General features: G+C 40.5%; 12 protein-coding genes. 4 read left to right on the top strand and 8 right to left on the bottom strand.

Going from position 1 to position 12,271, the window contains the following annotated elements; translation table 11 throughout:
- The first annotated feature begins 28 nt into the window (after positions 1-28).
- Both B4B65_RS00775 and B4B65_RS00770 read left to right on the top strand, forming a co-directional pair.
- The gene (locus B4B65_RS00775) at positions 29-589 is read left to right on the top strand and encodes a hypothetical protein (protein ID WP_293912481.1); all 561 of its coding nucleotides are present in this window, start codon (positions 29-31) and stop codon (positions 587-589) included.
- 127 nt (positions 590-716) lie between these two features.
- Positions 717-2,009, top strand: a complete 1,293-nt coding sequence (locus B4B65_RS00770; protein ID WP_293912479.1) for a hypothetical protein — start codon at positions 717-719, stop codon at positions 2,007-2,009.
- Positions 2,010-2,055: 46 nt separating this feature from the next.
- On the opposite strand, the gene B4B65_RS00765 is transcribed toward B4B65_RS00770, so the two are convergent.
- The 4 genes from B4B65_RS00765 to B4B65_RS00750 are packed head-to-tail and all read right to left on the bottom strand — an operon-like array spanning position 2,056 to position 5,301.
- Positions 2,056-2,733: a phosphatidate cytidylyltransferase gene (locus B4B65_RS00765; protein ID WP_293912477.1), complete on the bottom strand. Its 678-nt coding sequence runs from the start codon at positions 2,731-2,733 to the stop codon at positions 2,056-2,058.
- Between the two features lie 5 nt (positions 2,734-2,738).
- Positions 2,739-3,485, bottom strand: coding sequence for a phosphatidate cytidylyltransferase (locus tag B4B65_RS00760; protein WP_293912475.1), 747 nt, complete (start codon positions 3,483-3,485; stop codon positions 2,739-2,741).
- Entirely contained in the window at positions 3,464-4,045 is a 582-nt protein-coding gene (locus B4B65_RS00755; RefSeq protein WP_293912473.1) for a CDP-alcohol phosphatidyltransferase family protein, read from the bottom strand. The genes B4B65_RS00760 and B4B65_RS00755 overlap by 22 nt, the downstream gene beginning before the upstream one ends.
- 2 nt (positions 4,046-4,047) lie before the next feature.
- Positions 4,048-5,301, bottom strand: a complete 1,254-nt coding sequence (locus B4B65_RS00750) for a hydroxymethylglutaryl-CoA reductase (protein WP_293912471.1) — start codon at positions 5,299-5,301, stop codon at positions 4,048-4,050.
- A 105-nt stretch (positions 5,302-5,406) separates the two neighbouring features.
- Between B4B65_RS00750 and B4B65_RS00745 the strand changes: the two genes are divergently transcribed.
- Together B4B65_RS00745 and B4B65_RS00740 are read left to right on the top strand one after the other, a co-directional pair.
- Positions 5,407-6,363, top strand: a complete 957-nt coding sequence (locus tag B4B65_RS00745; protein WP_293912469.1) for a hypothetical protein — start codon at positions 5,407-5,409, stop codon at positions 6,361-6,363.
- 40 nt (positions 6,364-6,403) lie between these two features.
- Positions 6,404-6,946: an SMI1/KNR4 family protein gene (locus B4B65_RS00740; RefSeq protein WP_293912467.1), complete on the top strand. Its 543-nt coding sequence runs from the start codon at positions 6,404-6,406 to the stop codon at positions 6,944-6,946.
- Positions 6,947-6,977: 31 nt separating this feature from the next.
- On the opposite strand, the gene B4B65_RS00735 is transcribed toward B4B65_RS00740, so the two are convergent.
- The 4 genes from B4B65_RS00735 to B4B65_RS00720 form a co-directional block, all read right to left on the bottom strand.
- On the bottom strand, positions 6,978-7,589 hold the full coding sequence (locus B4B65_RS00735) for a hypothetical protein (protein WP_293912465.1): 612 nt from the start codon (positions 7,587-7,589) through the stop codon (positions 6,978-6,980).
- A 158-nt stretch (positions 7,590-7,747) separates the two neighbouring features.
- Positions 7,748-8,023 (bottom strand): hypothetical protein, encoded by a 276-nt coding sequence (locus tag B4B65_RS00730; protein ID WP_293912463.1) that lies wholly within the window; start codon positions 8,021-8,023, stop codon positions 7,748-7,750.
- A 239-nt stretch (positions 8,024-8,262) separates the two neighbouring features.
- Entirely contained in the window at positions 8,263-8,736 is a 474-nt protein-coding gene (locus B4B65_RS00725; protein WP_293912461.1) for a hypothetical protein, read from the bottom strand.
- A 2-nt stretch (positions 8,737-8,738) separates the two neighbouring features.
- A complete protein-coding gene (locus tag B4B65_RS00720; protein ID WP_293912459.1) occupies positions 8,739-12,266 on the bottom strand; it encodes a DUF6443 domain-containing protein in 3,528 nt (1,175 codons plus the stop codon).
- Between the last annotated feature and the right edge of the window lie 5 nt (positions 12,267-12,271).

Raw genomic sequence — 12,271 nt, 5'->3', positions numbered from 1 at the left:
AGTAAGGGTGCGCACATAATCAAAGAAAATGAAGGTAAAGAAAATAGTAATTATTCTGGCAATGCTTGCTGCAGGTGGAATTGGCCTTTTTATTTTCATACTCTATGCAACCGTCAAAACCAAATCTACCGACATCAGTACATACTCTCCTTTTAAAGAATGGGTAGGAAAAACCGTTACCCTCAAAAAAGAAATGTTCCTGTTAGAACAGGATAAAAACCAAATTGAAGAACCTGTATATCCTTATTTACTAATTGACAGCTTGCATCCGCAATGGCAATATGCTGAAGCTCAAAAAAATAATTCAAATAGTGACATTAAAATAATTGGAAAAATTCCTGTGGGCAGTAAACTCTCCATTGAAAAAGCAAAGCAATATACAAATGGTGTTTCGGGTTTTTCGCAACCAGCTCTCCTGGGAACTTTAAAAAACGTAGAAAAAGAATTTAAGATCACATTCGAATGGGGAGATCAGAATATAAGCAAAGCTATGGATGGAATCAAAGCTTCCTGGCTCTTTCAGCAGGCTCCCTGGCAGGAAACTAAGGACACCTCCTATTACATTTTGCCTGAAGCAAAATGGTGGTAGAACCTCTATCCATTATCTGAAATAAGGAATTCTGAATCCCTTGATTTTTCATTTTTTTATTATTTTAGTTTAAAATTTGAAGGATATATACCTATTATTATCCTTCCTCATTTATCATGAATTACAAATGAAAAGATACATTTTTATTCTGACGCTTAGTCTTTTGCCTTATTTTGCTTTTTGCCAAAAGACAGTTGTTCCAGGTAGTCCAGATATTAAGGCTTCTTATCTAAAGCCTGAAAAATCTTTATATACAGTTTATTATGTGAAAGATACCAGCTGGACAAAAATGGGTTCTTTAGCTTATGATATCTCTGTATCCAACAATCAGCTAAGCCTTACATACAAGTATACAGACAAGAGTAATGAATGGTCAAAGCAGCGGGTTTCTATCGCTGATGCAAAAACATTAAGACCAATCAGTTATAAATCAGAAGGAACGGAAATAAAACTGGACCTTAATTTTGCAGAAACAATAACCGGAAATTACTATTCCAAGAAAACCAAAAAAGAAAAACAGCTAAACTTACAGCCAAATAGCAAGTTTATAGATTTCAATCTGGCAGATCACTTTATCACTACACTTCCTCTGGATGTTGGGTACAAAGCCGTTATTCCTCAATTTTATTATGATGAAAAGTCTGATGTATTAATTACCAACTACATTGTAAAGGAAGTAAAAAGTTATATCTATTATTCGCCCCGGACCGGAAAGCATGATACCTGGTTAGCAACGGTACTGGAAGAAAGTACAGGAGCGATTTACAACTATGTGGTTGATAAAAAGGACCATCGTCTCTGGCAGAGAGAAATGTCTATGGGCAAGGGAATGTGGGAAATCTGTGTAAATGAGGAAATAGATTACCAGCCGATCAAAAACGCATTCGATAAAGAACAAGCGATGCGGCAGATTACAAAGGGAAACAGCGTTATTATTGGAACGGCATACGCAAAGGAAAATTCAGGTAAAAAGCTCGGAGGACTCGTCAATACAGCAAAAAAACAATTTGCGCCAAAAGGAACAGAAATAACACTTTTTCCAAACTCTGCTTATTATGAGGAATGGGTAACTGTAAATAAGAAGATAAAAAAACAGGGAAAAATGCCAGAAGTTCCCTTAGATGTAAATTTTGGCTATGGTATTAAGAAGGCAAAAGTATATGACGATGAAGGTCATTTTGAATTCTTAGATCTTATGCCCGGAACGTATGTTGTAATGGCTAGTTTTGATTTTACCAATTCCTACAATTATTCTTATGTATCCGGCTATACGAATTATTACAATTACTGGGGCTATACAGGATCAACAACACATTATGGTTCATCCAGACAGCAATACAGAGATAAAGCAAATGTCGAAAAAGAGGTGACAATAGCCAAAGACGGAGAGAAAAAAGAAGTAAACCTGAAAGATAACTAAATAATTAAAACCGGTTGTTTTTATAACTGGCATTGATCTTTTATTGTTAAATTATCAGCGTATCAAAGATGTAAAACCCGGCAGATACGGTAAACGGTATCGTTACATTATCATACCCGTCACGGCTCAATGCCTCCGTAAGCGCTGTAATAACAGATAGTAGTGCTAATACCAACAGTTCCTGTCCCTGCAAGGGATACCGGAATATAAGGCAGGAAACCAACATAATCAAATAGGCGCTGACAAAAAAGAAAAGCGAGCCGACAATCGTTTTATGTGCTCCCCAGATCTGATATGCCCCCAAAGGCCATCTCTTTCCGCTCAATGCGGCAAGCGGATCACTAAGGGCTAATATAAGAATAGGAAGATAATAGTATATCAGCTGATTATTCAGGATAGTATAGCTCAGATAGCAACCGTATACGGCCACCGGATAAGCCAGACTGCCAACAGACCTGCGCTCAATAGCATGAATCGACCGGAGTAAACGGAAACGTTCAGAACAGATTAACAGAATTGTAAATGTAGTACATAGGATTAAAACCCACCAATGATTATCCAGCATCATTGGAAAAAGCAATGCCAATAAGCCTGTACCTGTATGTACGATTTTGCGTGTAAACTCGACCCTTACTTTAACACAGTGATATAACAGTTCTGCAACTGCAAACAGCGATAAAAAAAGTCCGGACAGTATCAGTACATTACATATTCCTGGATCCATATCTGTTACCATATTAATCGCTCTAGATGCCCTAAACCAAAAACCGATCCTGTGAAAATAAAGCTGTCATACCGGTCCAGTATACCTCCATGTCCCGGAATCAGCCTGCTGTAATCTTTGGTTGCACAAAGTCTCTTATACCAGGACGCCAGTGCATCTCCTGCAAATGCACAGATGCAGATCAATAGCGGTAAAATCAGGCTAAACCCATCAAAGGTACCGGCATGAACAGTAATAAGCAGACCTGTTATATAGCCTGTGATGCCTCCTCCAACTGTGCCCGCAGCAGTTTTGTTCGGGCTGATATTCGGTAATATCTTACTTTTACCAAACAACTGCCCGAAGAGCTGCGAGAAGCCGTCAAACGTAAAAATAATGGTATAGATATACAGCAACACTTCAGGAGTACTGCTGATAACAAACCGATAGAAACCAATAGCAATACCGATATAAATAAGGATGGACACAACACCAAAAATTACACCCCGTTTGGAGAGGCACCCTACCAAAAAAAGCTCAATAAATCCCGTAAAGATTAGTCCGGCAGCCAGGTAAATCAGCATTCCGGTTTGAATACTGCCCGCTGTAATAAGGACGATCAGTAAATAAAGAATATACTTAATCCACCGGGATCTTTTCTGCTCCGGGTTGCTGTTTTTATTTAGAATTGCCGTAAGCAGAGCACCAATTCCGAAAAATAAAATAACTATATAGAGAAGGTTCAAAAACATCATTTCTTTGATTTGTTCCACACGAATAAACTGCTTTTTACATTCGACCGGAGTTCGGGCAAGACAGACACTAAAAGTAATTCTTCCATATAGGCCAGAAGGCTGATGACCAGCATAATATAAAAGTAAATCGTACTTACTCCGAATATGAAAAATGTGAATATAAAAACACCCTGCACATATCCCGTTACTTTGTAGGACCAGAGGTGAAAACTCGGGAATCTGCGAAAACGGATCAAACTTACTAACTGAGGAAGCAGCCACATCCCGATAAGCAGACTGAATTCTATCCTATGCTCCATAACAAAAGATTTCTCCAGCATTATCATTCCCGCAAAAGCCATAATGTAGGTACCGATATCGGCCAGAGAATCGAGTCTTGCACCCAATTCCGTTTGTAAGTGAAATAAACGGGCAATAAGCCCATCCAGGATATCCGTTATCAGATTGACAGACAGAAGTGTGATAAAAAGTGGTTTGTCTCCTACACGCATTGCATAGATAATAAAAGGCAAAGCCAGTATACGGTATATGGATAAGGCATTGGGCACATTCCATATGTTTTCTTTTTTAGCGTCCATAGCTATACAGATTTCTTACGTCCGAATTTCTGGTGAGCACTTGTAAAATGCCCTGCAGATAACGCTGCTGCGATAGAGAGTTCGCCAGCCAGTACAAGACCTCCACATATTTCAGCAAATTTTCTGGCCTGGCCTGCTCCATAGCAATCCATCATTTCCAGACACTCCTGCTGTGTCGGCAGGTGAGTTCCTCCACCAACTGTTCCAACCATCAGATTGGGTAAAGTCACACTTGCGTACAAGGAACCATCCTTATTAAGCTCCATACGTGTTATACCAGTCGCCGCTTCTGCCACGCAGGCAACGTCCTGTCCGGTTGCCAGAAATAAAGCCGCTAATCCATTCGCATAATGTCCGTGAGCTCCTATAGCACCACTTTGGATAATGCCCATTGTTGAGGAGCGCCAGTATTCTGCCATAAGTTCAGGCGTAGTTTTCAATACCTGCCGGACAATAGTCTCCGGAAGCACAATTTCAGCTGTCACCTTTTTACCCCGGACATTTGAAAAGGATAGAGCAGTTGCCTTTTTATCGCCGGAATAATTACCTTCTACAAACCAGAGCTTAGGCTTTACAGGACTGTTTGATACCAGATACTGGCATATGGCATCTGTACATATCGTGACCATATTCTGCCCTGCCGCATCTCCAGTCTGGTACTCAAAAGTGATAATGAGATGGTTTCCTTCGATCTGAATTTGCATATTAGCTAATCGGGCAAATCGACTGGTTTGTCTTGTGATTTCCTTCAGTTTTTCTTCCTCCGGAAGTAGCCAGCTGACAAACAGACCTAATTCGCCGACATTCTCAAATTTGAACAAGGGACTGCGTTGTACACCTTCCAGCAGACATATTGAAGTAATACCACCTGCCATAAAACAGGCTCTTGTGCCGCGATGATAAGAGGCCACTAAAGCGCCTTCACTCGTTGCCAGAGGGACATAAAAATCAGCATTGGCGGCAGAACCCGTAATCCGTAACGGGCCGATCACTCCTGTTGGTACACAAGACATCCCGATATAATTTTCAATATTTCCGTTAAGAAGATCCGTTTCATCTCTGCTCTCTCTTCCCGCCAGACAGGGAAATTGTTTTCCGGTAATCTTTTGTAAAAACGAATGCCGCTGTTCCAGACCTTCCCTGTTTACCTCCTGAGATAACGGAAGCGTACAGTCAACTGCTAATTCTGCAGGTTTGAGGTTTTTGAGGTTGTGTATTATACCTTTAATGTCTGTATTTTCAATTGATGAGGCCATAATAATTGATATTAGTAAACACAAACATATTGCGATTTTCGTTGTTTAATTTGTGACAAACAATAATAATATTTTGCATTTTTGTGAAAATCACAAAATAAACCTATGTATCAGGAACTGTTAATCCGCGAAATCCAAAAAAAAACAGGCCAACACCAGTCGCTTATAGCGGAAGTATCTGCTGCTTTGGATATCAGCTATGACGCTGCACATCGGCGTATATCGATGAAAAGTAAATTTTCTATTGAAGAATCTGTTCAGCTGGCAAACTACTTTGGTTTTTCAATGGATCAGGTTTTTCAACGGAGTGAGCATGTTTTGGTTAAAAGAACAAAGGAGATTCAGACGTTAAATGACTTCAGCAGTTATCTGGATAACTCTCTCAAATCGTTAATGGATTACCTTCCCGATACAGAGACCAATTTCTATTATTCCGCTAAAGATATTCCGATATTCTACACGATAAATATGGATCTGTTATCTACATTCAAGCGGTATGTCTGGCTGAATATGTTGAATATGGAAGGTTTGGATATTTCTTTTGAAACCTTTGAAAAAAATGCCCGGATTATGGATAACAGCAGAAAATTAAATCACTTCTATTCTGCCATAAGTGCTCATGAAATCTGGAATGATACGACGATAAACAGTACTCTGCAACAAATCATGTATTTCTTTCATGCAGGTCTTCTAACTGCAGATAACGGAAAATCCCTCTGTGAAAATCTTAAAGAACTGATATTTTCCCTGGAAAAAAAATGTACCGCACAAAATGAGCAATACCGTCTCTATTATCACGATCTGCTGATCCTGAATAACAATGTTCTCGTGGCAGATAAACAACGGAAATCTTTGTTTGTGCCCTATACCATGCTGGGATATTTTATCACCAATGATACAGATACTTGCAAGCATGTTTCTAATTTTTTTCAGCATCAGCTCAAAAACTCCAAACTTCTGAATACTGCCGGCACCCGTGATAAAAAGATGTTTTTTAACAGGGCTTATCAAAAAATAGATCTGTACAAAAATCAGATTACTTCTTTTAATGATATTGGTTAAAGGGGATTATATTTACACATTCTGATAATTACGTTGCTTTATGAAATCTCAAAATTTTGACCTTAAACTCTCCGGAACTCCGCTAGAGTTTGGGGATACACAATCGCTGGAAAGTTATAAATTCCCAAATGGCAAAGGGTTTCCGGATTCTTACAAAGATTTTGTGCTGACCTATGGATATGGCGTGGCTCTAAGAGAATTTCTTATTTACATACCTATGGAAGACTACGGTGATTCCCTGTTTGTGCGATCGGAAGAAATCAAAAGTACGTATATCGAAGATGTTTATAATAATGATATTTGGTTTGAACTGGAACCGGATGGTTCTCCGGAATTGTTAAAACGATTATTTCCTTTTGCCAGCAGCGAAAATGGACTTTATCTGTTCTGGGATTATGAGTCGAATCCCCAACCACATGAATTTGACATCTATCTTACCGATTTCCGGGGTACAGGTTTTAAGAAAGTGGGAGGATCACTATACCGTGTCATCGATAATCTGACACACAATGGATCTGAACATACACCTGTTTTCAATAATCCGAAGGAACGGATTTTTAAGTGTCTGCTGAGACAGGATTAGCATAGAGTGGCTAATTCTTTAGAAATTATCCTTAATAACTTGCTTCAGGTCGTAATATAATTTTAGAGAACCAGGTTGGAGGCTTACTTTTGTCTTCATCAGGAGACTGGTACACATATTTTATATGTTTGCGAAATTTGTGAAACTCTTTAAAATCTGTTAACTCGTCAGAAGTTAAAATATTGTAATGTCCTATAGTATTGCGAATCAGGTAAGCCAGACTATCATTCTGAAATCCTTGCTTCTTTGATAGGGAATAAAAATTATTATCAATATTTAGCACAATACTATCTTTCTTAATTCCTCTGAGCAGAATATAAATCTTGAAATCACCTGAATATCTCATGCTTTCTTCAGTAGACTTATTATACGGACCATTATCTACATTGTTGTACAGATATTCAAAAGAAGCTGTATCGAGATATTTTTGACCTAAATCTCTAAATAAATAACTGTACTTTTTTTGTTCCTCTTCAAAGTCTGGAAACTTATAGCCACTATCATCTACGTCTCCATTCTCATAGTAGATCTCCATTACTGTCGAATCTTCTTTCTGCGATTGACTATTATCAATTTTAGACTCATTACAGGCCAGCAATATTAAAAATAAGCTTAACCAGAATGCATTAAAAATAATCTTCATAATTTTTAATATTGTTCCCCAACGACATTTGGTCTTTTACCGGTTTGCCTTATCAGATAAAATTCCCTGACTTTTTTGATTATGCGACTGTACTATTTAAAAAAAAGTAATACTATTATTTTTAACCTAACCTTTATTAAAATAAGGTTACAGAAGATTTAAAAAATAATGCGGATAAGGGTTTTACCAACAAAAAGAAAAAACCATATAAATACCGTCGAAATAAATACAACAACAGGTAAGCTGATTAAAGGAATAATAAATCCTATTATTCCATCATAATAAACATTGTTTACTTGCATTGGTTTTAATCCAAATGAGGCTAACAGAGCTGCCACTAGTATAAAAGGCAGGCCTCCAAAAAATAAGGTCCAATACAACATTCCAAAAGATAAATCAGTATTGCCAATTTTCTTAAAATAATCTTTCATCATATATATTTAACAAAGAAATCAAAACCCTCAAAATTCTTCACTTATAAATTGCGTAAAATAGGTCTATAATTACTTCTTACCTACTACATTTTTATCAGAAAGTTTATTCCAAATATCTACCGCCCCCTGAACGATAGATTCTGCAACTCTACTATCTCTATCATCAACTACTTTATAGTTTAGCTCAGGATTTTACTGTATAGATTCGAAAATTATCTTAGTTAACGATTTCTCCGATATCAGAGTAACAAACAAAAATAAAAAGACAACAGAACAAAAAGTATTGACCCCACGGTCAACCAGCCATATTTACGCTTTTCCTGCTTAGACCACTTTTCATATCTGTCAAAGTATTTTATGTATTTATCCTGCCTGAAAACAAACGCATAACAGATCAGGCCAGAGCCAACCCCACAGCCTATTATAAGCAGTGTGGATATACTTACTTTCAACATCATCAGAACAGAAAAAAAGAAGAGAGCCAAACCTCCCCAAAGGAAACCGCCCGCAGCGACAGTACTAAGACCAAACCGCTTGTCTCCCCATGCCTTGTTGATTTCCTGATGAATATCAATCCCAAGCTCTTCATAGCGCTTTCTCTGAAAAGGCAATTTATGTATAAGATTTACAGGGTTAATTCTTTCGGTAAACAAATGTACCTTATAAAAAGCTCTGTAAATACAAAAGTGTAGAGTATTAAAATATTTCTCCATAACTACCTCTCATAATAATAATTAACGGACTGCTCTCCCGCACTGCTACCCATATATCCTCCGGCTAAACTTCCAATAAAACCACCAATCAATGCCCCAGGAACGGCCCCTACACCACCAAACCAAACACCAATAGCAGCACCAGCAGATGCTCCAATTTTGGCACCAGCCAATCCTCCAACTAGTCCTCCAGCACTGCTTGCTGCTGCTTTTTGAGCATTGTAACCAAATTGTCCACCATCCATCTGGTACCCTCTGTATGTTTCTATGCCTCCAACGAGTACAGAAGCAATGACGGTTCCTCTACCTGCCCATTTATACATACCAGCTATTTTGTATGCTCCTGAGCGACTTCCCGCATATTGATTGCCACCCCAAGAGCTATTATAGTATTTCCCATTCTTACCAAGCCATTTGTTGCCAGGAGCAACCAATATTTCCGATGCACCTAATAGTTCTCCTGTCATATCTAAGGCTGACTTAGTGCCTTCAAATCCAAAGTTTGCAGTTGAAACAGATTTAATATTCCCCATTATACCAACGGCATTACTAACCTGCCCCTGTACATTACTTAGCCATCTCCCACTCTCAAAAGAGGAGGTTCCCGTTACATTAACAGCATCCAATTCCCAACTAAAACCATTTCCGGCACTGATAACATGATTAGAAATATCATTTATAGAAGCTCCACTGCTATTGTTCAGATAATTGAAGAACGAAGAAATTTCATCACTATCATCTATGGTTATATTACCGTTTGCATCCACACGGTACATGCCATTCGGATCATGAAACAGAATAGGATCGTTTCCTACATATGCATAAGGAGAATAAGAAGAATACATTTCTGACATAGGATCCACTACATTCCATCTTCCAATCACAGGGTCATAGAATCTGGCTCCATAGTCCAGTTGGCCACCTAACTCCTCTTGCTTCTCTTTACCATTATAAAGATACTTATTATTTCCATATACCGGATTTGGGGATTTCTGTAACCCAAACGGATAGTAGTCATCTCTTTGTAAGACTTCCACTGCATTTGTATTCGGGTTGCGGTAGATGGTAGCTCTGACATTGCCCAGGTGGTCCGTCAGGTTGTAGCGGTAGCTGTATGTGCCGTTTGTATTCCGGTAGGCCACGCCTTCTGCGGTGTGAATCAGTTCGATTACTCCATTCTGGTATTCTATACCGCCTGCGTAATCCCGCTGTCCGCTGGTGTTTGCTATTTTACGAAGTTTATTACCACCTGCATCATACAGGTAGGTAATCGTGTTCCCTCCTCCTGTCACCTGACGGGGTAGATTCAGGTGATTGTAGCTCAGATTCATACCCATACGATCGGTCTTTGCGTTGCCGTTTTCATCATAGCTGTAGCTGCCATTGATACCACCGGATACGGTATTCAGCCTGTTGCCCGTATAGCTGTAACTGATCCCGGATCCGTCTCGGGTCAGATTCGTGATATTACCCATATCATCGTAGTTCAGGATTTCAGACATGCCGGAGGTGGGACTGCTTCCATTGATCAACCGGTTCAGTTTATCATAACTGTACACAAAATGCTGATTGAGGCTTGTCGTCTGCCCCCATTGCTGTTCGGAGATGTTGCCGTTCCATTGTGCTGCTGCTCCTTTGACCGGATCCTGATAACTGAGCTGCTGGCTGAAGTGGGGTGAGGTGGTGCTTGTCATCCATCCCCGTTCATTGTACCGGTAATCTGTTGTATTCACAGGGTTATTTCCCTGCTGATCTGCGCCTACTGTCTTTGTCTTGAGCTGTCCGAGCTCATTGTAACTGTTGGCCAGCAAGGTGACTTCCGGTTGACTGTTAATCTGTTGTCTGCTGTTGACCAGACGACCTACATGATCGTATTCATTGGTGGTTATTATGGTAGTGGTTTGTCCGTTAACGGTATGTCTGCGGGTACTGCTTTCCAGTTCTCCGGTGAAGCTGTAGCTGTTGTCCGTGATATCTGTGCCACCAATATGGTTCTGACTCTTGCTCTGGATCACCCTTCCTTCCAGATCATAATAGTGAGTGGTCAGCAGCATATTACCTGTACCCAGTGTGGTGGTTTTAGTTCCCGTCAACAAGGTCCTTACCCGTCCTCCGGAAGCCTGATTCCCTGTCGGAGCTCCAAAGCTGTTCTCCGGAAAGTCATACCGGTCGTAGTAGTTGATCGTATGATAGTACGCAATATTAGTCGGAAAGACAGCATTGGTATACCCCTGATCTGTAGTTGTCGGATTTTCCCAAAGCCGGCCTGCTGTCTGGCCATTGCTGTTAATCTGAGCAGTCAGCGCAGCTGCACTCTCTGTACTGTTGTAGATACCGGTCATAATCACCCGGCCAAATGCATCGTATTTACTGAACAGCCATTCTCCGGCTGCTCTGCGGTTAGCATCACGGCTCAGCACTATTTGGTCATTGGTATTATACACCAGTTCTTCTTTTCCTTTGCCCGGGATCTTCTTCTCTGTTAAGCGTCTGCGGCCGTCATATTTATAACCATAGATATATGCATCGTAGTTGGGGTCTGCAGCATCTTCACTAAAGCTGTTAACAGTCACTGCAGGAGGGACTACATAGCGAAGGTCGCCGAAGTCATCGTAGACATAATGCGTCTCCAGTTTTTTACTCTCTGTTTCCCAGACACGTTTCAGTACCACTCTTCCATCGAAGTCTTTGTATTCTTCTACAGTACCACTTTTACCATTGCTCCAGTTCTCATCCTTGATGGTGGTTTTGTACAGCCTGCCCGGTTGGTAATAAGTAGCCGAGGCTCCGTTTTCGGAAGCATTAAGCTGCCATAGTTTCACATCATTGGCTGCATTGGTGCCATAGTCTGTGCGTACCGTATGACCTGAGCTCAGCTGCCAGGCTTCGCCCGGAGAGCCCTGAGCCTGTACCCGGTTCAGCGGACTGTTTTCGAACTGGGTTTCCGAATAGGGATAGCCTGTTTTCTTTACTGCAGCATCCCAGCCTGTAGCTGGATTATAGAAATTCATTATATCCACTCCGGCTGTGGGCTTATAGCTGCCATCCATGCTTGCCGAAGCAGCATAGGGAAGATATTTTTTGCTCTCCCTGCCAAAGCCGTCATACTCTATATGCTGTACAATGTCCTGGTGTGTAGGGGAAGCCATGACCTGTATACTTTGCAGTGGCCGGCCCAGGCCGTCAAAGTACTGTATACTCTGGTTCTCCTCTTCTACGGTGCGGGACTGGGATAGGTTGGCTAATGTTACTCCTGCCTTGCGAAAGGTACGTGTCAGGATGTAGTTCTGGTTAGCACTCGGCTGGGTTTGTAAAACCGGGTGTGTCTGCAGGCTGCTGCTGGTATAGATCCGAACCGTACTGCCTGAAGGGATATGGAAGCCCGGTTTCAGCGTAACGCTGCCACTGGCTTTGATCTGCCCCTGGCCGCTGTAGCTGGTCAGAACCAGATCCGTATTTTGTCCCTTAACCGTGGATAGGGTTAGCAGGATTGATAAGGTTAATATCGTGGATAAAAGAGGTCTTTTCATAATCG

It is taken from the genome of Sphingobacterium sp. UBA5789, from assembly GCF_002418355.1.
In the GTDB taxonomy this organism is placed as follows: domain Bacteria; phylum Bacteroidota; class Bacteroidia; order Sphingobacteriales; family Sphingobacteriaceae; genus Sphingobacterium.
The sequence above is the reverse complement of the archived record's forward strand: the minus strand, read 5'-3'. Positions and strand labels throughout refer to the sequence as shown.